At 61.8% G+C, this 25,241-nt stretch carries 24 protein-coding genes; 21 read left to right on the top strand and 3 right to left on the bottom strand.

Annotated elements, in window-relative coordinates:
* The first annotated feature begins 21 nt into the window (after positions 1–21).
* The 7 genes from ACO07W_RS01460 to ACO07W_RS01430 are packed head-to-tail and all read left to right on the top strand — an operon-like array spanning position 22 to position 6,454.
* The gene (locus ACO07W_RS01460; protein WP_421840212.1) at positions 22–864 is read left to right on the top strand and encodes a helix-turn-helix transcriptional regulator; all 843 of its coding nucleotides are present in this window, start codon (positions 22–24) and stop codon (positions 862–864) included.
* Positions 861–2,309, top strand: coding sequence for a Fe-S cluster assembly protein SufB (sufB, locus tag ACO07W_RS01455; protein WP_421840211.1), 1,449 nt, complete (start codon positions 861–863; stop codon positions 2,307–2,309). Before ACO07W_RS01460 ends, sufB begins: the two co-directional genes overlap by 4 nt.
* On the top strand, positions 2,306–3,538 hold the full coding sequence (gene sufD, locus ACO07W_RS01450; protein ID WP_421840210.1) for a Fe-S cluster assembly protein SufD: 1,233 nt from the start codon (positions 2,306–2,308) through the stop codon (positions 3,536–3,538). The genes sufB and sufD overlap by 4 nt, the downstream gene beginning before the upstream one ends.
* Positions 3,535–4,317: a Fe-S cluster assembly ATPase SufC gene (gene sufC / locus ACO07W_RS01445; protein WP_421840209.1), complete on the top strand. Its 783-nt coding sequence runs from the start codon at positions 3,535–3,537 to the stop codon at positions 4,315–4,317. Before sufD ends, sufC begins: the two co-directional genes overlap by 4 nt.
* A gap of 2 nt (positions 4,318–4,319) precedes the next feature.
* Positions 4,320–5,582 (top strand): cysteine desulfurase, encoded by a 1,263-nt coding sequence (locus ACO07W_RS01440; protein ID WP_421840208.1) that lies wholly within the window; start codon positions 4,320–4,322, stop codon positions 5,580–5,582.
* Complete coding sequence (gene sufU, locus ACO07W_RS01435) at positions 5,545–6,114, top strand: Fe-S cluster assembly sulfur transfer protein SufU (protein ID WP_421845751.1); 570 nt, start codon at positions 5,545–5,547, stop codon at positions 6,112–6,114. The genes ACO07W_RS01440 and sufU overlap by 38 nt, the downstream gene beginning before the upstream one ends.
* The gene (locus ACO07W_RS01430) at positions 6,107–6,454 is read left to right on the top strand and encodes a metal-sulfur cluster assembly factor (protein ID WP_421840207.1); all 348 of its coding nucleotides are present in this window, start codon (positions 6,107–6,109) and stop codon (positions 6,452–6,454) included. The genes sufU and ACO07W_RS01430 overlap by 8 nt, the downstream gene beginning before the upstream one ends.
* A gap of 46 nt (positions 6,455–6,500) precedes the next feature.
* Here ACO07W_RS01430 and ACO07W_RS01425 read toward each other — a convergent pair whose 3' ends face one another.
* A complete protein-coding gene (locus ACO07W_RS01425) occupies positions 6,501–8,342 on the bottom strand; it encodes an acyl-CoA dehydrogenase (RefSeq protein WP_421845750.1) in 1,842 nt (613 codons plus the stop codon).
* A gap of 280 nt (positions 8,343–8,622) precedes the next feature.
* Between ACO07W_RS01425 and ACO07W_RS01420 the strand changes: the two genes are divergently transcribed.
* The 5 genes from ACO07W_RS01420 to ACO07W_RS01400 all read left to right on the top strand — a co-directional run bounded on the left by ACO07W_RS01420 (position 8,623) and on the right by ACO07W_RS01400 (position 12,339).
* Complete coding sequence (locus ACO07W_RS01420) at positions 8,623–8,982, top strand: thioredoxin family protein (RefSeq protein WP_421840206.1); 360 nt, start codon at positions 8,623–8,625, stop codon at positions 8,980–8,982.
* Positions 8,983–9,063: 81 nt separating this feature from the next.
* On the top strand, positions 9,064–9,441 hold the full coding sequence (gene trxA / locus ACO07W_RS01415; RefSeq protein WP_421840205.1) for a thioredoxin: 378 nt from the start codon (positions 9,064–9,066) through the stop codon (positions 9,439–9,441).
* A gap of 96 nt (positions 9,442–9,537) precedes the next feature.
* Positions 9,538–10,347, top strand: coding sequence for an enoyl-CoA hydratase (locus ACO07W_RS01410; protein ID WP_421840204.1), 810 nt, complete (start codon positions 9,538–9,540; stop codon positions 10,345–10,347).
* A 44-nt stretch (positions 10,348–10,391) separates the two neighbouring features.
* Complete coding sequence (locus tag ACO07W_RS01405) at positions 10,392–12,029, top strand: ABC-F family ATP-binding cassette domain-containing protein (RefSeq protein ID WP_421840203.1); 1,638 nt, start codon at positions 10,392–10,394, stop codon at positions 12,027–12,029.
* 109 nt (positions 12,030–12,138) lie between these two features.
* On the top strand, positions 12,139–12,339 hold the full coding sequence (locus ACO07W_RS01400; RefSeq protein ID WP_421840202.1) for a helix-turn-helix domain-containing protein: 201 nt from the start codon (positions 12,139–12,141) through the stop codon (positions 12,337–12,339).
* Between the two features lie 69 nt (positions 12,340–12,408).
* On the opposite strand, the gene ACO07W_RS01395 is transcribed toward ACO07W_RS01400, so the two are convergent.
* Positions 12,409–12,972 (bottom strand): TetR/AcrR family transcriptional regulator, encoded by a 564-nt coding sequence (locus tag ACO07W_RS01395; protein ID WP_421840201.1) that lies wholly within the window; start codon positions 12,970–12,972, stop codon positions 12,409–12,411.
* 19 nt (positions 12,973–12,991) lie between these two features.
* Positions 12,992–15,817 (bottom strand): aconitate hydratase AcnA, encoded by a 2,826-nt coding sequence (gene acnA, locus ACO07W_RS01390; RefSeq protein ID WP_421840200.1) that lies wholly within the window; start codon positions 15,815–15,817, stop codon positions 12,992–12,994.
* Between the two features lie 246 nt (positions 15,818–16,063).
* Between acnA and ACO07W_RS01385 the strand changes: the two genes are divergently transcribed.
* The 9 genes from ACO07W_RS01385 (at position 16,064) to ACO07W_RS01345 (ending at position 25,219) form a co-directional block, all read left to right on the top strand.
* On the top strand, positions 16,064–16,603 hold the full coding sequence (locus tag ACO07W_RS01385; RefSeq protein ID WP_421840199.1) for a DUF6676 family protein: 540 nt from the start codon (positions 16,064–16,066) through the stop codon (positions 16,601–16,603).
* Positions 16,604–16,852: 249 nt separating this feature from the next.
* A complete protein-coding gene (gene ripA / locus ACO07W_RS01380) occupies positions 16,853–18,304 on the top strand; it encodes an NlpC/P60 family peptidoglycan endopeptidase RipA (RefSeq protein ID WP_421840198.1) in 1,452 nt (483 codons plus the stop codon).
* A gap of 27 nt (positions 18,305–18,331) precedes the next feature.
* Positions 18,332–19,045 (top strand): NlpC/P60 family peptidoglycan endopeptidase RipB, encoded by a 714-nt coding sequence (ripB, locus tag ACO07W_RS01375; protein ID WP_421840197.1) that lies wholly within the window; start codon positions 18,332–18,334, stop codon positions 19,043–19,045.
* A 252-nt stretch (positions 19,046–19,297) separates the two neighbouring features.
* Entirely contained in the window at positions 19,298–20,443 is a 1,146-nt protein-coding gene (locus ACO07W_RS01370) for an AAA family ATPase (protein WP_421840196.1), read from the top strand.
* 59 nt (positions 20,444–20,502) lie between these two features.
* Positions 20,503–21,411, top strand: coding sequence for a DUF58 domain-containing protein (locus ACO07W_RS01365; protein ID WP_421840195.1), 909 nt, complete (start codon positions 20,503–20,505; stop codon positions 21,409–21,411).
* 34 nt (positions 21,412–21,445) lie between these two features.
* Positions 21,446–22,453 (top strand): VWA domain-containing protein, encoded by a 1,008-nt coding sequence (locus tag ACO07W_RS01360; protein WP_421840194.1) that lies wholly within the window; start codon positions 21,446–21,448, stop codon positions 22,451–22,453.
* A 122-nt stretch (positions 22,454–22,575) separates the two neighbouring features.
* A complete protein-coding gene (gene fabG1 / locus ACO07W_RS01355) occupies positions 22,576–23,343 on the top strand; it encodes a 3-oxoacyl-ACP reductase FabG1 (protein WP_421840193.1) in 768 nt (255 codons plus the stop codon).
* A gap of 25 nt (positions 23,344–23,368) precedes the next feature.
* Positions 23,369–24,178, top strand: a complete 810-nt coding sequence (gene inhA / locus ACO07W_RS01350; RefSeq protein WP_421840192.1) for an NADH-dependent enoyl-ACP reductase InhA — start codon at positions 23,369–23,371, stop codon at positions 24,176–24,178.
* A 6-nt stretch (positions 24,179–24,184) separates the two neighbouring features.
* Positions 24,185–25,219, top strand: a complete 1,035-nt coding sequence (locus ACO07W_RS01345; RefSeq protein ID WP_421840191.1) for a ferrochelatase — start codon at positions 24,185–24,187, stop codon at positions 25,217–25,219.
* The last annotated feature ends 22 nt before the right edge of the window (positions 25,220–25,241 follow it).

Raw genomic sequence — 25,241 nt, 5'->3', positions numbered from 1 at the left:
GCCGCAGGTTTAGGAAGCGTTGTGCCCCGCTGGCGGTGTGACCAGCGCAACCCCGAACTCAGGCCACCCTTGGTGGACCGATTCCACGAATTGAGTCACACTGGTGTTGTGAAAATCCAGTCCGAGTTGGGTCCTGGGCTCGGTGAAGCCTACACGGCCGTTACCGCCGGGTCGGACGGTCACACCCGTCGCGGGATCGTGCGCTTGCTCCTGGAGTCCGGAACGATCACTGCCAGCGAGATCGGTGAGCGGCTGGGTTTATCGGCGGCGGGGGTGCGCCGGCATCTCGACGCACTGATCGAGGCTGGTGACGCCGAATCCACTGCTGCCGCGGCGTGGCAGCAAGTGGGTCGCGGCCGGCCGGCCAAGCGCTATCGGCTGACCGCGGCAGGGCGGTCCAAGCTGGACCACACTTATGACGATTTGGCCGCCGCGGCGATGCGGCAGCTGCGCGAAATCGGCGGCGACGAAGCTGTCCATACGTTCGCCAGACGGCGAATCGATGCGATCCTGGCTGATGTTGAGCCAGCCGAAAACGCTGACGACGCCTCGGTCGAAGCGGCCGCGGAACGGGTCGCGGGTGCGCTGACGAAGGCGGGCTATGTCGCCAACACCACACGGGTGGGCGGGCCGATTCATGGCGTTCAGATCTGTCAGCATCACTGCCCGGTTGCCCATGTCGCCGAGGAATTCCCGGAGTTATGCAAAGCCGAACAGCGCGCCATGGCAGAGGTGCTCGGCACTCATGTGCAGTTACTGGCGACCATTGTCAACGGCGACTGCGCCTGCACCACTCACGTGCCACTTACGCCGGCGCTCAGCCCGCGCTCACACACAACGAACACCAAAGGAGCGTCTGTATGACCCTCACGCCTGAGGTAGCAAAGACTGCCGCCGGCCCGTTGAGCCAGCGCGAGACTATCGACTCGCTGGGCACCTACGGCTACGGCTGGGCGGACTCCGACGTCGCGGGTGCCAGCGCGCAGCGCGGACTTTCCGAGGAGGTAGTCCGCGACATCTCTGCGAAGAAAGATGAGCCGGACTGGATGCTGCAGGTTCGGCTCAAGGCGCTGCGTATCTTCGACCGCAAGCCCATGCCGAAGTGGGGCTCCAATCTTGAGGGCATCGATTTCGACAACATCAAGTATTTCGTCCGCTCCACCGAGAAGCAGGCCGCGAGCTGGGATGAGCTGCCTGAGGAGATTCGCAACACCTATGACCGGTTGGGCATCCCGGAAGCGGAGAAGCAACGGCTAGTTGCGGGCGTAGCGGCTCAGTATGAGTCGGAGGTGGTTTACCACCAGATCAGGGAAGATCTAGAGGCCCAGGGGGTCATTTTTCTTGACACTGATACGGGTCTGCGGGAGCACCCAGACATCTTCAAGCAGCATTTTGGCACCGTCATTCCGGCCGGGGACAACAAATTCTCGGCTCTGAACACCGCTGTATGGTCGGGTGGCAGCTTCATCTACGTGCCGCCGGGTGTGCATGTCGACATCCCGCTTCAGGCCTACTTCCGGATCAATACCGAGAACATGGGCCAGTTTGAGCGGACGCTGATCATCGTTGATGAGAACGCATACGTTCACTATGTAGAAGGTTGTACAGCTCCGATCTACAAGTCGGACTCGCTACATTCGGCAGTGGTGGAGATCATTGTGAAGCCGGGCGGTCGTTGCCGCTATACCACCATCCAGAATTGGTCGAACAACGTCTATAACTTGGTTACCAAGCGGGCCCGTGCCGAAGCGGGAGCCACCATGGAGTGGATCGACGGCAACATCGGGTCGAAGGTGACGATGAAGTATCCGGCGGTCTGGATGACAGGTGAGCACGCCAAGGGTGAGGTGCTGTCGGTGGCGTTTGCTGGCGAAGGTCAGCACCAGGACACCGGCGCGAAGATGCTGCACCTGGCGCCGAACACGTCGAGCAACATCGTGTCCAAGTCGGTGGCCCGCGGTGGCGGTCGCGCTTCCTACCGTGGCCTGGTGCAGGTAAACAAAGGATCGTACGGGTCGCGCTCCAGCGTGAAATGCGATGCGCTGCTGGTCGACACGGTCAGCCGCAGCGACACCTACCCCTACGTCGACATCCGCGAGGACGACGTCACCATGGGCCACGAGGCAACAGTGTCGAAAGTCAGTGAGAACCAGCTGTTCTACCTGATGAGCCGTGGGCTGACCGAGGATGAGGCGATGGCTATGGTCGTGCGCGGCTTTGTCGAGCCAATTGCCAAGGAACTGCCCATGGAGTATGCGTTGGAACTCAACCGGTTGATCGAGCTGCAGATGGAGGGTGCGGTCGGATGACCGCCGAGAATCTGACGACGACGTTGCAAGAAGCTAAGCCAGAGTCTCCAGCCGGGTCTTCACTTGCCGCGCTGAACAAAGGAGAGTTGTTCGCCTCTTTCGACGTCGATGCCTTCGAGGTCCCACACGGTCGCGACGAGCTCTGGCGGTTTACCCCGTTGCGGCGGTTGCGTGGGCTGCACGACGGTTCCGCCGGATCCGGCGAGAGCGTTCCCGGTGACGCCGGCCTGACTGTCGAAGATCAGCCTGGCGTACGGGTGGAGACCACGGGCCGCGGCGACCAACGGCGCGGATATGCCGGTGCTCCCACCGATCGTGTTGCAGCTCAAGCGTATTCGTCGTTCAAGTCTGCCACTGTGGTTACCGTCGATCGTGACACGCAGACTGCTGAGCCATTGAACATCACCGTCACAGGCCCTGGCCAGGGTGCAGTGGCCTATGGGCATCTGCAAATAAGAGTCGGGGAACTCAGTGACGTCGTGGTGGTTGTCGACCACCGGGGAAGTGGAACGTACGCCGACAACACCGAGTTCATTGTTGACGACGCCGCCCGGCTTACGGTGGTGTGGATCGCGGACTGGGCCGACGATGTGGTCCACGTCAGCGCGCACCATGCTCGGCTCGGCAAAGACGCGGTGCTACGCCATGTCACAGTGACGCTGGGTGGAGATCTGGTACGCACGTCGGCCCGCGTTCAGTTTTCCGGACCGGGCGGGGACGCCGAGTTGCTGGGCCTGTACTTCGCTGACGACGGCCAGCACCTTGAGTCTCGGTTGCTGATCGATCATGCTCATCCCGACTGTCGGTCGAATGTCCTTTACAAAGGTGCACTACAAGGAGATCCGGCTTCATCGCGGCCAGACGCGCACGCTGTGTGGGTGGGCGATGTTCTGATCCGTGCTGAAGCCACCGGCACCGACACCTTTGAGGTGAATCGGAACCTGGTGCTTACCGACGGTGCGCGTGCTGATTCGGTGCCAAACTTAGAGATCGAGACCGGTGAAATCGTTGGCGCCGGGCATGCCAGCGCCACGGGGCGTTTCGATGACGAGCAGCTGTTCTACCTTCGGTCTCGCGGGATTCCAGAAGAGCAAGCCCGCCGGCTCGTGGTGCGCGGGTACTTCGGCGAGATCATTTCCAAAATATCGGTTCCCGGCATACGGGAACGTCTGACCGCAGCCATCGAAAATGAACTAGCCATCACGGAATCGAGATCATCAGCCTCATGACGACATTAGAAGTTAAAGACCTGCATGTCAGTGTCGACAACCCCAACGCCGCGGATGGCGAACGCGAGATCCCTATTCTCAAAGGGGTGGATCTGACCGTGAAATCCGGTGAGACGCATGCGTTGATGGGGCCCAACGGCTCTGGAAAGTCCACGTTGTCATATGCCATTGCGGGTCACCCCAAGTATCGAGTTACCCAGGGATCTATCCTTCTGGACGGTGCAGATGTCCTGAATATGAGCATCGACGAGCGTGCTCGAGCCGGCTTGTTCTTGGCCATGCAGTATCCCGTCGAGGTGCCTGGTGTGTCGGTGTCGAACTTTCTGCGGTCAGCAGCGACCGCCATCCGCGGCGAGGCGCCGAAGCTGCGGCACTGGGTGAAAGAGGTCAAAGCCGCAATGGCCGGCCTGGAAATCGACCCTGCCTTCGCCGAGCGCAACGTCAACGAAGGTTTTTCCGGCGGTGAGAAGAAGCGTCACGAGATTCTGCAGCTGGAGCTGCTCAAGCCCAAGATCGCGGTTCTCGACGAGACCGATTCCGGATTGGACGTCGATGCTTTGCGCGTGGTGAGTGGGGGAGTCAACCGGTACGCCGAATCCGAGCACGGTGGGATCCTGTTGATCACCCACTACACTCGTATTCTGCGCTATATCCATCCGGAGTACGTGCACGTGTTCGTCGGGGGGCGCATCGCGGAATCCGGCGGCTCGGCGCTGGCCGACGAGCTCGAGCAGAACGGCTACGTACGCTTCACCCAAGCGGCGACCGCGGGAGCCTGAACATGACCATCTCGGTGAGCCGGCCGAGCGCTCCGGACGTGGCTGCGATTCGGGCCGATTTCCCGATCCTGAGTCGGATCATGCGAAGCGGAAATCAGTTGGCGTACCTAGATTCCGGTGCGACGTCTCAGCGCCCCGTGCAGGTACTGGACGCCGAGCGTGAATTTCTCACCACTTCCAACGGTGCGGTTCACCGAGGAGCGCATCAGCTGATGGAAGAGGCGACTGATGAATACGAGCAGGGCCGTGCCGATGTCGCGGCTTTCGTCGGTGTCGATGTTGACGAACTGGTGTTCACCAAGAACGCTACCGAGGCGCTCAATTTGGTGTCGTATGTGCTGGGCGACAAGCGGTTTCATGCGGCGCTGGGTCCCGGAGATGTCATCGTCACTTCCGAGCTCGAGCACCACGCGAACCTGATCCCGTGGCAGGAGTTGGCGCGGCGCACCGGAGCCACGCTGAGCTGGTACGGCGTGACTGAAAGCGGGCGTATTGACCTGGACTCGCTGCAACTCGACGCGCGCGTCAAAGTTGTCGCCTTCAGCCATCACTCCAATGTGACCGGAGCGGTAGCGCCAGTCGGGGAACTAGTCGGGCGCGCGAAGAAGGTGGGCGCACTGACCGTACTGGACGCTTGCCAGTCGGTGCCACACCAGCCGGTCGACTTTCACGAATTGGATGTTGATTTCGCTGCGTTTTCCGGGCATAAAATGTTTGGCCCCAATGGGATCGGCGTACTTTACGGTCGACGAGACCTGTTATCGGCTATGCCGCCGTTTATCACCGGTGGTTCGATGATCGAAACAGTGACCATGGAAGCCACCAGTTACGCGGCGCCTCCGCAACGGTTCGAGGCTGGAACTCCGATGACTTCCCAAGTGGTCGGATTAGCTGCTGCGACACGTTATCTCGGTGCTATCGGCATGGATGCTGTTGAAGCTCACGAACGGGATTTGGTTGCCGCGGCTCTGGACGGCCTGTCCGTAATCGACGGCGTTCGAATTGTTGGGCCTACATCGACGGACAACCGCGGATCGCCGGTTTCGTTCGTCGTTGACGGTGTGCATGCCCACGATGTCGGTCAGGTGCTCGATGACGACGGTGTGGCTGTGCGGGTTGGCCATCATTGCGCATTGCCGCTGCACCGCAGGTTCGGATTGGCGGCTACTGCGAGGGCGTCATTCGCGGTATACAACACCGTCGAAGAGGTGGATCGCCTAGTTGCCGGTGTACGGCGTTCCCTGGAATTCTTCGGCGGGGCGTGAGGTTACGGTGCGTCTGGACCAGATCTATCAGGATGTGATTCTGGATCACTACAAACACCCGCAGCATCGTGGGTTGCGGGAGCCGTTCGGTGCGCAGGTATACCACGTGAACCCACTCTGCGGCGATGAGGTGACGCTGCGGGTCGCGATGTCGGACAATGGTGTTGAAATCGCAGATGTCTCTTACGATGGGCAGGGCTGTTCGATCAGCCAGGCTTCGACCTCGGTGCTCACCGAGCAGGTAATCGGGCAGAGCGTGTCCGAGGCACTCAAGACTGTCGACGCTTTTGTGGAAATGGTGTCTTCGCGCGGAACCGTGCAGGGTGACGAAGATGTTCTCGGTGACGGTGTCGCGTTCGCCGGCGTAGCCAAATACCCGGCGCGGGTGAAGTGTGCGTTGCTCGGGTGGATGGCTTTCAAGGACGCACTGCTTCAGGCTGGTGCAGAAACCCATGCGCTGGCTCAGGCCAGCAGGACCAAACCAGCATTGAGTCGGTCGGAAGATTCATTCGAGGAGGTCAGGGATGAGTGAAACTACCGCGACAGACGACGAGTTGCTCGCCGATGTCGAGGAGGCGATGCGCGATGTTGTGGATCCAGAGTTGGGAATCAACGTCGTCGATCTGGGTCTGGTTTACGGATTGACCCTGGAAGACGGAGACGAAGGAACGGTTGCTTTGGTCGACATGACCTTGACGTCGGCAGCCTGTCCGCTGACAGATGTGATCGAGGACCAGTCACGAAGCGCATTGGTCGGCAGTGGTTTGGTTAGCGACATGCGGATCAACTGGGTGTGGAACCCGCCGTGGGGGCCAGACAAGATTACCGATGACGGGCGCGAGCAGCTTCGTGCTCTCGGCTTCACTGTCTGAACCCCTACCCGGGCTGGGCTTTTGAGAATGCTATTGGTAGGTCCGGTCAGAAGGCGTCTTCGGACAGGCGCATGATCTCGTCGTCTATGGACTCGATGACGCTGCGCACTCCGGCGAGTTTCGGCAGCATATTCTTCGCGAAGAACTCGGCGGTCGCGATCTTGCCCTGATAGAACGCGGCGTCTTTCGCGCCGTCGCCAGCGGCCGTCGTGTTTGCTAGAGCGGTGTGAGCGACGTGAGCTTGCGCCAGCAACCGCCAGGCGATCAGCAGGTCGCCCACGGCCATGAGGTACCGCACCGACACGAGCCCGACCTTGTAGATTTCCGTGCGGCGTTCCGCCGCAGACATCAGATATGCGGTCAAGGCGCCCGTCATCGCCGTGACGTCGTCCAGCGCGATCTGCAGCAGTTCCGCTTCGGGTTTCAGTGCCGTAGTACAGGTCTCGATGGTTTTGCTGATCTGAGCTGTCACATGCGTGAGGGCCTGGCCATGGTCGCGCACAACCTTGCGGAAAAAGAAGTCGAGTGCCTGGATAGCCGTGGTGCCCTCGTATAGCGAATCGATCTTGGAGTCGCGAATGTACTGCTCCAGCGGATAATCGGTCAGAAAGCCTGAGCCACCAAGCGTCTGCAGCGACTCGGTCAGGACTTCGTAGGCTCGTTCGGAGCCCACCCCTTTGACAATGGGTAGTAGCAGGTCATCAACTCGGTGCGCCAGGTCGTGGTCGGCACCCGAAACCAGTTGAGCGACTTCGTCGTCCTGGTGCGCCGCCGCGTACATATAGAGTGCCCGCAGTCCCTCCGCATAGGCCTTCTGAGTCATCAGACTACGGCGTACATCGGGATGGTGGATGATCGTGACGCGTGGTGCGGTCTTGTCGGTCATCTGGGTGAGGTCCGCACCTTGTACGCGCTCTTTCGCGAAGGCCAATGCGTTCAGATAACCCGTGGACAGGGTTCCCGCGGATTTGACGCCGATCGTCATGCGAGCGTTCTCGATCACGGTAAACATCTGTGCAATCCCGTTGTGCACATCGCCGACCAGGTATCCGACCGCCGGGACATCGGTTGCGCCAAAAGTCAGCTCGCAGGTGGGGGAAGACTTCAGCCCCATCTTGTGCTCTAGCCCGGTGGCGAAAACCCCGTTGCGGGGACCGAGCTCAAAGGTATCGGGGTCGAAGAGATAGTTGGGAACGTAGAACAGGCTCAGCCCTTTAGTGCCCGGGCCTGCTCCTTCGGGACGGGCCAGGACCAGATGAAAGATATTCTCGGCGGTGTTGCCGACGTCTCCGCCCGAAATGAAACGTTTGACGCCCTCGATGTGCCAAGTCCCGTCAGGTTGTTCGATGGCCTTGGCTCGGGCCGCGCCGACATCGGAGCCTGCGTCGGGTTCAGTGAGCACCATTGTGGCCTGCCAGCCGCGCTCGATGCCCTTCGCCGCCCACTGCCGCTGCTGTTCGTTGCCCTCCATATAGAGCGCTTGGGCCATGAATGGGCCCATATTGAGAAAGCCAGCAGACGGATTGGCGCAGAAGATCATTTCGTTGACTGCCCAGGTCAGCGGTGGTGGAGCGGGCATGCCGCCGATGTCCTCAGCTAGGCCTAGCCGCCACCACTCGGCGTCTTTGATCGCCTGCACTGTTTTGGCCAACTCGTCGGGCACGCTGATGGAGTGCGTATCTGGGTCGAATACCGGTGGGTTGCGGTCGGCGAAGGCGAAGGATTCGGCGACGGGGCCTTCGGCCAAGTGGGCGGCTTCAGCGAGGATCGTGCGGACCGTGTCGGTGTCGAGATCACTGTAGCGGCCGGTCCCCAGCACGGCGCCGAGCTCAAGGACCTCGAACAGATTGAACTCAAGATCTCGGACATTGGCGATGTAGTGTCCCAACGCGGTTCCCTTCATTCTGGACAAGTGGCTCCAAGTCTCTCCGAGATCGGAAAACGTACGCAACCGTAACCTGGGTTTCAAGCAGGACATGCGATGGCGCGGTCACCAGCCTGCATCGCTATCACGGTGCGCCACTGCCGCCAGCGTTGTGCGAGCTGGAGTCGTGCGAGCTGCCCCGGCGGTGATGGCAGAAATTCGGCAACGTTGTCGCGGTGGCATAAGTACGCTCAATGTCGTTGAGCCGACCAAGCCAGGGATGCTGCCGGGGTTAGGGACACAAATGGCTACCCGAGATCTCACCGCTGTGAATTTCAAGCACACACTCGATGCAAATACCAACGTGTTGGTCTATTTTTGGGCTCCGCTGTGCGGACCGTGCGAAGTGTTGACGCCGACTTACCAAGCGTCGTCAAACAAACACTTTGACGTCGTGCACGGCAAGGTCAACATCGAAACTGAGCAGGATCTGGTATCGCTGGCGCAAGTCAAGTTCTTGCCCACATTGATGGCGTTCAAGAACGGTAAGGCCGTGTTCAAACAGCCTGGCATTGCAGACGCCGCGACGATGGACGAACTGGTGCGACATCTCCGGGCGTACAGGTTCGGTTCCGCTGCCGCGGACGAGTCAGTGAACAGTTGATCGGTCGCCGCAAGCACGCCACCACGCGACCGCCGCTCCAGCCCTGGGAACAAGATTTCAGCTCCGGTTGTTGTCACGGAGGTGACTACGCGAGAACTTACTGCAGAGCAGTTCAACGACACCATCAGCGGCAACGACATGGTGATTGTTGATTTCTGGGCGTCGTGGTGCGGACCGTGCCGCGCATTTGCGCCGACATTCCAGGCATCGTCGGATAAGCATCCAGACATCGTGTACGCCAAGGTCGACACCGAAGCACAACAGCAATTGGCGGCCGCTGCGGAGATTCGCTCGATTCCCACCTTGATGGCCTTCAAGAAAGGCAAACTGCTGTACAACCAGCCCGGTGCTCTGCCCCCAGCCGCGTTGGAGGAACTCGTACAAAAAGTCAAGGCGTTCGACGTGGATGCCGCAGAAGCCGCAGAAGCCGCAGAAGCCGCAGAAGCCAAGCAAGTTTGATCGGCTTCGCCGGCAGGTGAGCGTCTGGCCAGGCCGAATAGCGAGGGCGATACGCGCCACACACACCCGGGCTGGGCCACGCGCTAAGTTTCAGAGGTGAGTCTTGTCCTCGTTGAACACCCTGTGCCCCAGACCGCCCTGATTACTCTCAATCGGCCGGAGCGGATGAACTCGATGGCCTTTGACGTCATGGTGCCGCTCAAGGAAGCGCTTGAAAAGGTCAGCTACGACAACTCGGTGCGGGTGGTCGTGCTGACCGGGGCGGGTCGGGGGTTCTCCTCCGGGGCCGATCAGAAGTCGGCCGGCACCGTGCCACACGTTGAATCGTTGACTCGGCCGACGTACGCCCTGCGATCCATGGAGCTGCTCGACGAGATCATCCTGAAGCTGCGTCGATTGCACCAGCCAGTGATCGCCGCGGTCAATGGTCCGGCCATCGGCGGTGGGCTTTGCCTGGCGCTGGCCGCAGACATCCGGGTCGCTTCGACGAGCGCCTACTTCCGGGCGGCAGGTATCAACAACGGGCTGACCGCCAGTGAGCTGGGGCTGAGCTACTTGTTGCCCAGAGCCATCGGGTCGTCGCGAGCGTTCGAGATCATGCTGACCGGGCGCGACGTCAGCGCAGAGGAAGCCGATCGGATCGGGCTGGTGTCCAGTGTGGTGCCGGACGGCGAGCTGTTGGACTCCTGCTACGCGATTGCGGAGCGGATGGCGGGGTTCTCGCGGCCGGGAATTGAGTTGACCAAACGTACGCTGTGGGGTGGACTGGACGCCGCCAGCCTGGAAGGGCACATGCAGGCTGAGGGGCTGGGGCAGCTTTTCGTGCGTCTGCTCACCGGCAACTTCGAAGAAGCAGTTGCCGCTCGTGCCGAGAAGCGGCCGGCAGTGTTCACCGACGACAAATAGCAAGCTCGGCAGCGATTGGCGACCTCGGACAAAGGAGAGCGATCGTGATCACAGCTACGGACCTTGAGGTCCGCGCTGGCGCGCGCATTCTGCTCTCACCCGAAGGTCCCGATCTGCGCGTGCAGCCCGGTGATCGCATCGGATTGGTCGGACGAAATGGCGCGGGCAAGACCACCACGCTGCGGATCCTGGCGGGGGAGAGCGAACCGTATGCTGGGTCGGTCGCTCGTTCAGGTGAAATTGGATACCTGCCGCAAGATCCAAAAGAGGGGGATCTCGAGGTCCTGGCTCGTGACCGAGTGCTGTCTGCGCGTGGCCTCGACGTACTGATCGCCGATATGGAGAAGCAGCAGGCGCTGATGGCCGAGGTCGCCGATGAGGACGAGCGTGACCGCGCCATCCGGCGCTACGGTCGACTCGAAGAACAATTCGTCGCGCTGGGCGGCTATGGGGCTGAAAGCGAAGCTGGCCGCATCTGCTTCAGTCTGGGCTTGCCCGAACGGGTCTTGACCCAGCAACTGCGTACCCTGTCCGGTGGCCAGCGTCGTCGGGTTGAGCTGGCCCGAATTCTGTTCGCCGCGTCGGATAGCGGTTCGGGCGCTTCGAATTCGACGACGACCTTGCTGCTGGACGAGCCGACGAACCACCTCGACGCGGATTCGTTGGGCTGGTTGCGGGATTTCTTGCGGGCACACACCGGCGGGCTGGTGATGATTAGCCACAATGTGGATCTGGTGGCAGACGTCGTCAATAGGGTGTGGTTCTTGGACGCCATTCGTGGCGAGGTCGATGTCTACAACATGGGTTGGCAGAAGTACCTGGATGCCAGGGCTATCGATGAGCAGCGTCGGCGCCGGGAACGTTCTAACGCTGAACGCAAGGCCGCCGCGCTGCGCACACAAGCGGCGAAGCTGGGCGCAAAAGCGACCAAAGCTGTTGCTGCCCAGAACATGCTGCGGCGTGCCGACCGGATGATGGCTGCGCTCGACGAGGAGCGGGTCGCCGACAAGGTGGCTCGGATCAAATTCCCGACGCCAGCCGCATGCGGACGCACCCCCCTAGTGGCCACCGGGCTAACGAAGATGTACGGGTCGCTGGAGGTCTTCACTGGTGTCGATCTCGCTATCGACCGAGGCTCACGTGTGGTTGTGCTGGGACTCAACGGCGCAGGTAAGACCACATTGTTGCGATTGCTTGCTGGCGTGGAACAACCGGATACCGGCGCGCTTGAGCCTGGACACGGTTTGCGCATGGGCTATTTCGCTCAGGAGCATGACACGTTGGATGACGATGCAACAGTCTGGCAAAACATCCGGCATGCCGCACCTGAATCCGGCGAACAGGATCTGCGTGGTCTGCTGGGCGCGTTCATGTTCAGCGGTGCGCAGCTCGATCAGCTAGCGAGCACGTTGTCTGGCGGTGAAAAGACCCGGTTGGCGCTGGCCGGTCTGGTGGCTTCGACAGCAAACGTGTTGTTGCTTGACGAACCGACCAACAATCTCGATCCGGCTTCGCGTGAGCAGGTGCTCGACGCGCTGCGCAGCTACCAGGGTGCGGTGGTGCTCGTGACACATGACCCCGGCGCCGCTGAGGCGCTTGAGCCGCAGCGCGTCGTACTGCTGCCCGACGGCACCGAGGACTACTGGTCTGAGGAGTATCGAGACTTGATCGAACTGGCTTGAGCGACCAGTTCAGCCTGTCCAGGTAATTTTCGGCCAAAGTACCCCCGCGGCCCGGGGTGGATTCTTACGCTTGGTTCCTGATAACGGTGATTGTCCGTGGGAGGGCCCAGTGAGAAAGCCGCGAAAGTCAAAGAAGACACGCGACCAGTTGTTGAACGAGTTGCGCAGCGCCTACGAGGGCGGGGCCAGCATCCGCAACCTGGCTGCCACCACCGGCCGGTCTTACGGGTCAATTCACAGCATGCTGCGCGAGTCAGGTACCACGATGCGCAGCCGCGGTGGCCCCAATCATACTTCCAGGCGGCGATAGAACACCGACTGTGAAATCCATTGACGCGGCATCGAGGCGTAGCGTCGCCGGATTCAGAGGCGGTGAGACCTAGCTGCGACGCACCGACTTCTCCACCAGATCGAGGACGGCGGAGAGCCGCTGCGGGTCTTCGCCCGACGCCAGCCTGGCGACCAACCCGTCCAGAACCAGGTCCAGGTAGCACTGCAACACATCGCTGGGCACGTCGTCGCGCACCCGCTGAGCCAGTTTCTGCCGGCGCAGCCGATCGGTCGTGGCGGTTGCTAGTTCCGCGGAACGCTCCGTCCACTCGCGGCTGAATTCGGGGTCGTTACGCAGCTTGCGTGCTATCTCCAACCGGGTAGCCAGCCAGTCGAACTGGTCGGGTGCGGCCAGCATATTGCGCATCACTTGGATGAGGCCCTCACGGGAAGCGACGTCGGCCATTCTTTCTGCATCTTCGTGTGCCAGCGCGAAGAACAGCGCGTCCTTGTCTCGATAGTGGTGGAAGATGGCGCCGCGCGATAACCCGATCGCGTGTTCCAGCCGTCGAACCGTCGCTTTCTCATAGCCGTACTGGGCGAAGCAGCGACGCGCGCCATCGAGGATCTGGCGGCGGCGAGCTGCCAGGTGATCCTCGCTGACTTTGGGCACGGTGACTGGGTTGGCTCGGTTATCCGGATGCGAGCATGTTGCGCAGCACGTACTGCAGGATGCCGCCATTGCGGTAGTAGTCCGCTTCACCGGGGGTGTCGATGCGGACCACCGCGTCGAATTCGACGGTGGCATTTGTGCCCTTGGCCGCAGTGACATGCACGGTCTTCGGGGTTGTGCCATCGTTGAGCGCGTCGATTCCGACGATGTCGAACACCTCGGTGCCGTCGAGTCCCAGCGAAGACGCTGATTCTCCCGCGGGGAACTGCAGGGGGATCACACCCATGCCGATCAGGTTGGAACGGTGGATGCGCTCGAACGATTCGGCGATCACCGCTCGCACTCCCAGCAATACGGTGCCTTTGGCCGCCCAGTCTCGCGATGACCCGGAGCCGTACTCCTTGCCGCCGAGAACCACGAGCGGAATGTCTTGTGCGGCATAGTTTTGCGCTGCATCGTAGATGAACGCCTGCGGGCCACCATCTTGGGTGAAGTCGCGGGTGTACCCGCCGGACACGCCATCCAGAAGCAGATTGCGCAGCCGAATATTGGCGAACGTGCCACGGATCATGACCTCGTGGTTGCCGCGTCGCGACCCGAAGGAGTTGTAGTCCTTGCGCGTGACGCCGTGCTTCTCCAGATACTGGGCGGCCGGAGTGCCGGGCTTGATGGCGCCGGCTGGGGAGATGTGGTCGGTGGTCACCGAGTCACCGAGCAGTGCCAGCACCCGGGCGCTGGATATGTTGCCAACCGGCTCCGGGGCGGCGGCCATTCCGGCGAAATAGGGTGGTTTGCGCACATACGTGGAGTCCGGATCCCACTCAAAGGTGTTGCCGCTCGGTGTCGGCAGGTTGCGCCAGCGCTCATCACCCTTGAACACATCGGCGTAGTTCTTGGTGAACATCTCCTGGTTGATCGCCGAGGCAATGGTGTCGGAGACATCCTTTTGCGATGGCCAGATGTCGCGTAGATAGACCTCCGCCCCGTTTGCGTCGTGTCCTAACGGCTGCGATTCGAAGTCGAAGTCCATTGTTCCGGCGAGCGCGTAAGCGATCACCAGCGGTGGCGAGGCGAGATAGTTCATCTTCACATCGGGGTTGATCCGGCCCTCGAAGTTCCGGTTACCCGAGAGCACAGCGGTCACTGACAGGTCGTTGTCGTTGATTGCCTTCGAGATTTCCTCTGGCAGCGGGCCGGAGTTCCCGATGCAGGTGGTGCATCCGTAGCCGACGAGGTAGAAGCCGAGTTTCTCCAAGTACGGCCACAGGCCCGATCTGGCGTAGTAGTCGCTGACCACTTGCGAGCCAGGTGCCATCGTGGTCTTCACCCACGGTTTGGACGCCAGCCCCTTTTCCACGGCGTTGCGGGCCAGCAGCGCCGCACCCAACATCACCTCAGGGTTGGAGGTGTTGGTGCAGGACGTGATTGCTGCGATCACGACCGCTCCGTGGTCGAGCACGAATTCGCCAAGCTCGTCGGAACGTACCGGCACTGGTTTGCTCACTCGGCCGTTTGCGTGAGCGGCCGCCGAGTGCACCGCGACGTCGTTGTTGGCGAAGGTGAGTTGCCCGGGGTCGCTGGCCGGGAACGTCTCCTCGACCACCTCGTCCAACTTGGAGTGCTCGTCGTGGGGCGAGTTGTTGCCCACATAGTGGCTAATCTGGTCGCGGAAAGTGGACTTGGCCTCCGCCAACGTGATCCGATCCTGCGGGCGCTTCGGGCCGGCAATCGACGGCACAACATCGGACAGGTTGAGCTCAAGGTACTCCGAGAATGCCGGCTCGTGTTTGGGGTCGTGCCACATGCCCTGCGCTTTTGCATAGGCCTCGACCAGCGCGAGTTGTTCGGGGCTTCGACCGGTGAACCGCAGATAGTCGATAGTCTCCTCGTCGACCGGGAAAATTGCTGCGGTAGAACCGAACTCGGGGCTCATGTTGCCCAGCGTGGCGCGGTTGGCCAACGGCACCGCCGCCACTCCCTCGCCGTAGAACTCGACGAACTTTCCGACAACGCCGTGCTTGCGCAGCATGTCGGTGACAGTCAGTACGACGTCGGTAGCGGTTACACCCGGCCGAATCTGGCCGCTCAACTTGAAACCGACGACCCGGGGAATAAGCATGGAGACCGGCTGGCCGAGCATCGCGGCCTCGGCCTCGATGCCGCCCACACCCCAGCCGAGAACTCCGAGTCCGTTGACCATGGTGGTGTGCGAGTCAGTTCCCACGCAGGTGTCGGGGTAGGCGGTTGCCACGCCGGACTCGTTGCGTGTCATCACCACGCTCGCGAGGTACTCGATGTTGACTTGGTGCACGATTCCGGTGCCCGGTGGTACCACCTTGAAGTCGCGGAATGCGCCCTGTCCCCAGCGCAGGAACTGGTAGCGCTCACCGTTGCGCTGGTACTCGATTTCGACGTTGCGTTCGAATGCGTCGGCCCGGCCGAACAGGTCGGCGATCACTGAGTGGTCGATCACCAGATCGGCTGGCGCGAGGGGGTTCACTTTGTCGGGATTACCGCCCAGGTCGGCAATGGCCTCCCGCATGGTCGCCAGGTCGACGATGCACGGCACGCCGGTGAAGTCCTGCATCACCACTCGCGCGGGCGTGTACTGGATCTCGATGCTGGGCTGCGCCTTGGGATCCCAGTTGGCGATGGCTTCAATGTGATCTTTAGTGATGTTGCTGCCGTCTTCGTTGCGCAGAAGGTTCTCGGCGAGGACTTTCAGGCTGTACGGGAGTTTGTCCGTATTGGGCACGGCACCGAGGCGATAGATCTGGTACTTGTTGGCGCCCACATCCAATGTGTCACGGGCTCCGAACGAATTCACCGAATCCTTGCTAGTCACATCAACTCCAGGGGATCAAGTTCTGCCGTCGACGGGCCGTGTCGACGGGGTGTCAAACGATGTCAAACGACTCACACTACTTTAACAGTACGCTTGTCCTGCATTTGTGGGCACTCGTCGGCGGCAGTTCTGCCCGGTGGGGTGCGCGTTGGAGTCCGTTGGGGTGGGGCGCGTACCGTGCCCGTAGGACCGTGGCTGGAGGGAAGGGGTGAAACGATGACCGGACAGGCTCCTTTCCGTCAGCAAATGCCGAAGCAGATAAGCCCATTCCTGCCGCTCTACATTCCCCAGGACGTCGACCTGGCTGCCGTTAAGGCTCAGGTCGCCGTCGATGGTGTCAGTGCGCTTCCGGCAGATATGCCGGGTTTGCTCGATGTCGTCAACCATGCTCGCGACGAAGGCATTGATCTCAAGATTGTGGTGCTCGACCACAATCCTCCGAACGACACCCCGCTACGGGACATTGCGACCGTGGTGGGCGCTGACTACCCGAATGCGACGGTGCTGGCCCTGAGCCCTAGTTACGTCGGCAGCTACAGCACGCGTTACCCGCGAGTCACGCTGGAAGCCGGGGAAGATATTTCCAAGACCGGCAATCCGGTGGTGTCGGCGCAAAATTTCCTCGGCGAGCTCGACAGTCCTGAGTTCCCGTTCACCGGGTTGAGCATTGTTTTGCTGGTGGGTGTGCTCGCAGCGGCTGTGGTCACCCGCTTGTTGCAGCTACGCGGTAGGCGGTCTGCAAAGTCAACCGGAGCCGCCGAGGCGTCCGTAGAAGCAACCATTTAAGGCGTTTAACAGCTGTATCTGTCCCTGTTGGGGGAGCGCTAGCCTCGCCGCGTCACTCTATGGCAAATGCGCTAGGTCACCGTTTGGTCACATTAGCTGTACTTACAAAGCTGTAGTTTGTGACGTAAGTTTCATTAGCGGCAGATGTGACGTACGGTGCGAATGATGCTTGTGTTGCCACTAACGCTTCCAGTGGTAGCTGGGGCTGGCGCCGTCAGCCTTTGTTGAGCCGTAGGAGACCAAAGTCGAATGAGACGCACCCGCCGTGGCTCTTCTTGGCGACCGACCGCGAGGCTGGCTCGCCCCGCTGTTCCGTCTGTCTTGACAATTGCGATGTTGCTGGGCGTGCCTGTCCCAGCAACAGCGGATCCGGGTTCGGACACCCTGGCCCAGCTGATCGCTGAGGTTGCCGAAGCCAATCAACAGTTGAACGACTTGAGTGCCGTAGTCAAGACGGAGCAAGAGAGCGTCAACAAGGCGATAGTCGAGGTACAGACCGCACGTGATGATGCCTCGGCAGCCGAACACGATTTAGAGGTGAGTCAGCAATCGGTCAGGGACGCCGATGCGGCCATCGGGGCGGCCCAACACCGGTTCGACAAATTCGCGGCGGCAACGTACATGAACGGTCCGTCGGGAGACTACTTGGTGGCGGCCAATCCCGACGACGTCATCGCCACCGTCACCGCTGCGAAAACTTTGACCGCCAGTTCCCAAGCAGTGCTTGACAACTTGCAGCGCGCCCGCACTGAACAGGTGAACAAGGAGTCCGAGGCTCGGCTGGCCAAACAGAAAGCCGACCAGGCTGCCGAAAGCGCCCAGGCCAGCCAGGACGCAGCAGTTGCCGCGCTTATCGATACCAAGCGCAAGTTCGGCGAACAGCGTGAAGAGGTAAAGCGCCTGGGCGCCCAGCGCGATGCGGCTCAAGCCAGGCTGGACGAGGCCAGACGGGTAGCCGCTGAAAGCCAACCGTCGGTGGCAGACGGGGTTGCCAAGCCTGGCGCGTCGGCGCCAGGCGACCAGTGGGACCGCGCATCATCGGTGACCGCGCCGCCAGCCGGTGCGCGTCAGTGGGCGGGCTGGGATCCCACGCTGCCCTTGATACCCAGCGCGAACGTCCCCGGGGACCCGATAGCGGTGGTGAACCAGGTGCTGGGGACCGCCGCCACCTCGGCGCAGGTTACCGCGCAAATGGGTCGCAAATTCCTCGAACAGCTGGGGATTCTCAAGCCCAGCGACACCGGCATTAACAATGGCTCAGGGGGCGGAGGGGCAGTCCGGATCCCGCGGGTTTTTGGCCGGCAAGCATCCGAGTACGCGATTCGCCGCGGGATGTCCCAAATTGGCGTGCCGTACTCCTGGGGCGGCGGCAACGCGGCGGGGCCGAGTAAAGGAATCGATTCCGGTGCTGGCACAGTCGGTTTCGACTGTTCGGGTCTGGTGCTGTACTCCTTTGCCGGAGTAGGTATCAAGCTTCCGCACTATTCGGGTTCGCAGTACAAACTGGGCCGAAAAATCCCTTCTTCCCAGATGCGCCGCGGCGACGTCATCTTCTATGGCCCCGGCGGCAGCCAGCACGTGACGATCTACCTTGGCAACGGGCAGATGCTCGAGGCTCCAGACGTCGGTTTGAAGGTGCGTGTTGCGCCGGTGCGCACCAGCGGTATGACGCCCTACGTAGTCCGCTACGTCGAGTATTAAACGAGGACGAGTGCTAGTCGAGGAATGATGCGCCACAAGCGATTTCGTCTGATCAGCCTGGCCTGGATCACCAGTTTGGCGACCGGCCTGGTGATCGCCGGGGCGAGGCCAGCAGTGGCCGATCCTGGCCAATGGGATCCCACCTTGCCGGCGACAGTCAGCGCGGGCGCCCCGGGAGATCCGCTCTCCGTTGCCAACGCTTCGTTGCAAGCAACAGCGCAGGCCACCCAAACCACGCTCGATTTGGGTAGGCAGTTTCTTGGCACTCTGGGAATCAACATCGGTGGCGGAAATGCCCCCAGTGCCGCCATCACTCGTCCGGGTGCGCGGGTCTACGGCCGTCAGGCCGTCGAGTACGTGATCCGCCGCGCTGGCTCGCAGATGGGTGTGCCGTATTCGTGGGGTGGCGGCTCACTGAAAGGTCCGAGCAAAGGCGTCGACTCCGGAGCGGGCACCGTAGGATTCGACTGCTCGGGCCTGATGCGATACGCGTTCGCGGGGGTCGGTGTGCTGATACCACGGTACTCAGGTGACCAGTACAACGCCGGCCGGCACATACCTCCGGCTCAGGCCAAGCGCGGCGACCTGATCTTCTATGGCCCGGGCGGCAGTCAGCACGTCACCATGTATCTGGGCAACGGGCGGATGCTGGAGGCGTCGGGAAGTGCTGGCAAAGTGACCGTCAGCCCGGTGCGTAAGGCCGGCATGACGCCGTTCCTGACTCGGATCATCGAATATTGAGGCTTCGTCGTGTGCTCGGCTCGGCCCCGTTTCGGGCAGCTTTAATGGCCGGGTGGCGAGTCGGTTGGTGGGTCGGGTAGCAAGGTTGTTCCTCGGTCCAATCCGCCCCGCGCGATGGCTCGGGGTCGCCGGGCGGGAACCGCGCGTCGACGGAATCCCCGATGCCTGGAATAGTTGAACGAGGGCACGTTGCTGCCCCGCGACATTGATCGTGTCAGCAGTCGTGTCTGATTGAGCTGTGGAGGGTAGTTGATGACATCAACAGGTGGCGTGCCCGCGGGCGCCAGTGGTTACTCGGGCCCGGCTGGGCAATCAGCCGCACCGGCCCATGCGGCGCCGTCGGGTGGCCATAGTGCTTCGGACGGTCTGGCTGCCGAGGTGCACACGCTCGAGCGGGCGATCTTCGAGGTCAAAAGGATTATCGTCGGCCAAGACCAGCTGGTGGAGCGGATGCTCGTTGGATTGCTGGCGAAGGGCCATGTGCTGCTGGAAGGTGTTCCTGGGGTCGCCAAGACGCTGGCGGTAGAGACCTTCGCACGGGTGGTTGGCGGGACGTTCTCGCGCATTCAGTTCACTCCTGACTTGGTGCCCACCGACATCATCGGTACCCGCATCTACCGGCAGGGCAAAGAGGAGTTCGACACCGAGCTGGGTCCGGTGGTGGCTAATTTCCTGCTCGCCGACGAGATCAACCGAGCGCCAGCGAAGGTGCAGTCTGCGCTGCTGGAGGTCATGGCCGAACGGCACGTCTCCATCGGTGGTAAGACCTTCCCGCTGCCGAACCCGTTCTTGGTGATGGCGACACAGAACCCGATCGAACACGAAGGTGTCTACCAGCTGCCCGAGGCGCAGCGAGACCGCTTCCTGTTCAAGATCAACGTAGGTTACCCCTCGCCGGAGGAAGAGCGCGAGATCATTTATCGGATGGGCGTCACTCCACCGCAGCCCAAGCAGATTCTGGACACAGGCGACCTGCTGCGGCTGCAGGGCATAGCAGCCAACAGCTTCGTTCACCACGCACTTGTCGACTATGTGGTCCGCATCGTCACCGCAACCCGACACCCTGAGCAACTGGGGATGAACGACGTCAAGAGCTGGATCGCGTTTGGCGCATCGCCGCGTGCTTCGCTGGGCATCATCGCCTCGTCACGCGCGCTGGCGCTGGTGCGTGGGCGTGACTATGTCATCCCGCAGGACATCATCGAGGTGATCCCCGACGTGTTGCGGCACCGGCTGGTGCTCACCTACGACGCGCTCGCCGACGAAATCTCGTCGGAGATCGTCATCAACCGGGTGTTGCAGACCGTTGTCGCACCACAAGTCAATGCTGTTCCCCAGCAAGGGCATTCAGTACCACCGGTGATGCAGAACGCTGCTGTCGCGGCCGGCGGTCGGTGAGCGATCCAGCCACTGTGGTTCAGAATACGGCGGGCCATCGTGTCGTATCTCCGCCGTCGATGCTGCGCGGCGAGATCGACGACCCGAAGCTGTCCGCGGCGCTGCGCACTCTTGAGCTAACGGTCAAACGCAAGCTAGACGGTGTCTTGCACGGCGACCATCTCGGTCTGATCCCCGGACCGGGGTCGGAGCCTGGGGAGTCGCGCCTCTATCAGCCCGGCGACGACGTTCGCCGGATCGACTGGTCGGTCACCGCCCGCACCACCCACCCGCACGTTCGACAGATGATCGCCGACCGCGAACTAGAGACGTGGATGGTCGTCGATATGTCAGCCAGTCTTGACTTCGGCACCGCACTCTGCGAAAAGCGTGACCTAGCGGTTGCCGCCGCGGCGGCGATCACTTTCCTCAACAGCGGCGGAGGCAACCGGCTTGGTGCCCTGGTAACCAACGGCGCCACCACCACCCGGGTGCCGGCGCGTTCGGGGCGGCAGCACGAGCAGACGCTGCTGCGTACCATCGCGACGATGCCCAAAGCGCCTCTTGGTGTGCGAGGTGACCTTGCCGTTGCCATTGATGCGCTACGCCGGCCTGAGCGTCGTCGTGGGATGGCGGTGATCATCAGTGACTTCTTGGGGCCGATTAATTGGATGCGTCCGCTGCGGGCAATTGCTGCTCGCCACGAAGTACTGGCGATCGAGGTGCTCGACCCCCGCGACGTGGAGCTGCCGGATGTCGGCGACGTCGTCCTGCAGGACGCCGAGTCCGGCGTCACTCGGGAATACACTATCGATGCTCATCTGCAAAATGAATTCGCTCGAGCCGCGCAGGCTCATCGCGCCGATGTGGCCCGCACGGTTCGAGGTTGCGGGGCACCGTTGTTGTCGCTTCGCACTGACCGGGATTGGATCGCCGACATTGTCCGTTTCGTCGCTTCTCGCCGGCGTGGGGCGATGGCGGGCCGGTGAAACCTACGCGCATGCATAATGAGACGGGTCTGATATGACGTTGCCGTTGCTCGGGCCGATGACGCTTTCCGGCTTCGAACACTCGTGGTTCTTTCTATTCCTTTTGTTCGTCATTGGGCTGATCGCCCTCTACGTCGTGTTGCAGCTGGCTCGCCAGAAGCGGATGCTGCGGTTCGCCAACATGGAGCTGCTCGAGAGTGTTGCGCCCAAGCGGCCCTCGCAATGGCGACATGTGCCGGCGATCCTGTTGGTACTGGCATTGCTGTTGTTTACCGTCGCGATGGCCGGGCCCACGAACGACGTTCGGATTCCCCGCAACCGCGCGGTGGTGATGCTGGTGATCGACGTGTCGCAGTCGATGCGTGCCACCGACGTCGAACCCAACCGGATGGTCGCCGCGCAAGAGGCAGCCAAGCAGTTTGCGGACGAGTTGACCCCCGGTATCAACCTCGGATTGATCGCCTATGCGGGTACCGCGACGGTGCTGGTGTCGCCGACAACCAATCGGGTGGCAACCAAGAACGCGCTGGACAAGCTGCAGTTCGCCGACCGCACCGCCACCGGAGAGGCGATCTTCACCGCGTTGCAGGCTATCGCGACTGTCGGTGCGGTTATCGGTGGCGGCGACACACCGCCGCCGGCGCGCATCGTGTTGTTCTCCGACGGTAAGGAGACGATGCCGACTAACCCGGATAACCCGAAGGGTGCATTTACCGCCGCGCGTACCGCCAAGGACCAGGGCGTGCCGATTTCGACGATTTCGTTTGGTACACCCTACGGATTTGTCGAGATCAACGACCAGCGTCAGCCGGTGCCCGTCGACGACGCGACACTTAAAAAAGTGGCCCAGCTTTCCGGTGGCAATGCGTACAACGCCGCGAGTCTGCAGGAGCTGAAGGCCGTCTACGCGTCGCTGCAGCAGCAGATCGGCTACGAGACAATCAAGGGCGACGCCAGTATGGGCTGGCTGCGTTTGGGTGCGCTGGTGTTGGCGCTGGCTGCGGTATCGGCATTGCTAATCAATCGCCGGCTACCGAGTTAAGGCGTGTCGGCTCTGTCTGTGCGAGGGCCGTCTTACTGCGGGAACCGGCTTGACTTCGCGGAGGCAGAGCTGCGCGACGAGCCGGTTTCAGCGTTGCAGTGCCGAGGCGATAAGTTGACGGGGTGACTGTCACATCCACCGATACCGCTGCAGATAGTGCTTCCGATGGAACACGGCCCGCGTTCGTGTCCCGCTCGGTACTGGTCACCGGTGGGAACCGCGGGATCGGCTTGGCGATTGCCCGCAGGCTCGCTGCCGACGGCCACAAGGTGGCAATCACGCACCGCGGATCCGGGGCGCCTGACGGGCTGTTCGGCGTCGAGTGCGACGTCACCGACAACGACGCGGTTGATGGTGCCTTCAAAGCGGTGGAGGAGCATCAGGGGCCGGTCGAGGTGCTGGTGTCCAACGCTGGCCTCGCCGCCGACGCGTTCCTCATGCGGATGACAGAGGAGAAGTTCGAGACGGTTATCGACGCCAACCTCACCGGGGCGTTCCGGGTAGCGCAACGGGCATCGCGCAGCATGCAGCGAAAACGGTTCGGCCGAATGATTTTCATAGGTTCGGTCTCGGGCACCTGGGGTATTGGCAACCAGGCCAACTACGCAGCCTCCAAGGCCGGTGTGATCGGCATGGCTCGTTCGATCGCTCGCGAGCTATCAAAGGCCGGGGTTACCGCGAATGTGGTTGCTCCGGGCTACATCGACACCGATATGACTCGCGCGCTGGACGAGCGGATTCAGGCGGGGGCGCTGGAGTTCATCCCGGCGAAGCGGGTTGGCACCGCTGCTGAGGTCGCGGGGGTGGTCAGCTTTTTGGCTTCAGAGGACGCAAGCTATATCTCCGGTGCCGTCATCCCGGTCGACGGCGGCATGGGTATGGGTCACTGACGTAAATCACAAGATTAGGACGGACATGGCGGGACTGCTCGAAGGTAAACGAATCCTGGTCACTGGGATCATCACCGATTCTTCGATCGCGTTTCACATCGCTCGGGTGGCACTTGAGCAGGGAGCCCAGTTGGTACTGACGGGATTCGACCGGATGCGTCTGATCCAGCGAATCGTGGACCGGCTGCAGGAAAAAGCCCCGCTGATCGAACTCGACGTGCAGAACGACAACCACCTGGACACGCTCGCGGAGCGAGTGATCGAAGTGATCGGCGACGGCAACAAGCTGGACGGCGTGGTCCACTCGATTGGCTTCATGCCGCAAAGCGGGATGGGCGTCGCCCCGTTTTTCGACGCACCTTATGCGGATGTGGCCAAGGGCATCCACATCTCGGCGTACTCGTATGCCTCGCTGGCTAAAGCGTTACTGCCGATCATGAACCCGGGCAGTTGCATCGTCGGCATGGATTTCGACCCCACCCGCGCTATGCCGGCATACAACTGGATGACGGTTGCCAAGAGCGCGCTGGAGTCGGTCAACCGGTTCGTGGCCCGCGAGGCCGGCAAGGTCGGTGTCCGTTCGAATCTTGTTGCCGCCGGTCCCATCCGGACGCTAGCGATGAGCGCGATCGTCGGCGGCGCCCTCGGCGAAGAGGCTGGCGCGCAGATGCAGCTGCTGGAGGAGGGCTGGGATCAGCGCGCTCCGGTCGGTTGGAACATGAAGGACCCGACGCCGGTCGCCAAGACGGTATGCGCGTTGCTCTCGGAGTGGTTGCCGGCGACCACCGGCGACATAATCTATGCCGACGGTGGCGCGCACACCCAATTGCTATAGCAGACAATGGAATTCAATGCTGTCTTGCTTCTGTCCTTCGGCGGGCCAGAAGGTTCTGAGCAGGTGCGGCCCTTTCTCGAGAACGTTACCCGGGGCCGCGGGGTGCCGGCTGAACGGCTAGACGCTGTCGCGGAGCATTACCTGCACTTCGATGGAGTATCGCCGATCAACGGAATCAACCGCGCGTTGATGGCCGAGTTACGCGCGGAGCAGCAGTTGCCGGTGTACTTCGGAAACCGCAATTGGGAGCCATACGTCGAAGACACCGTTAAAACAATGCAGGACGACGGTATTCGCCGCGCTGCCGTGTTCGCGACGTCAGCATGGAGCGGCTATTCGAGCTGCACGCAGTATTCAGAAGACATTGCTCGGGCGCGGCGGGCGGCTGGCCCGGATGCACCTGAGCTGGTCAAATTGCGGCCCTATTTCGACCATCCGCTTTTCGTCGAGATGTTCGTCGACTCCATCGCGATAGCGGCCGACACCTTACCCGCCGAACTGCGCAACGACGCGCGGCTGGTGTTTACAGCGCATTCAATTCCGGTTGCCGCCGATCGGCGTTGCGGCCCCGGTCTCTACAGTAGCCAAGTCGCCTATGCGGCAAGGCTGGTGGCTGCAGCCGCCGGCTACGCTGACTACGACGTGACGTGGCAGTCGCGATCAGGCCCGCCGCAGGTTCCGTGGCTGGAGCCAGACGTTGCCGACTATCTCGCGACACTAGCCGGCTCCGGCGATAGACGAGGCCCGAAAGCCGTGATCGTATGTCCGATCGGGTTCGTTGCCGATCACATTGAGGTGGTGTGGGATCTCGACCACGAGCTGCGGTCACAAGCCGAGGCCGCGGGCATGGCGTTCGCCCGCGCACGTACACCAAACGCCGATCGTCGATTCGCGCGGCTGGCAATTGATTTGATTGACGAACTCCGCAACGGCCGGGCGCCCGCGCGGGTGAGTGGCCCAGATCCGGCCCCGGGCTGCTTGGGCAGCGTCAATGGCGAACAGTGCCGTCCGCCGCACTGTGTTGCGCGCGAAATCGCATAACAACCGTTGCTCGGCCTAGGCG

The organism is Mycobacterium sp. (assembly GCF_965230835.1).
In the GTDB taxonomy this organism is placed as follows: Bacteria; Actinomycetota; Actinomycetes; order Mycobacteriales; family Mycobacteriaceae; genus Mycobacterium.
This window is presented reverse-complemented; position numbering and strand designations above follow the sequence as displayed.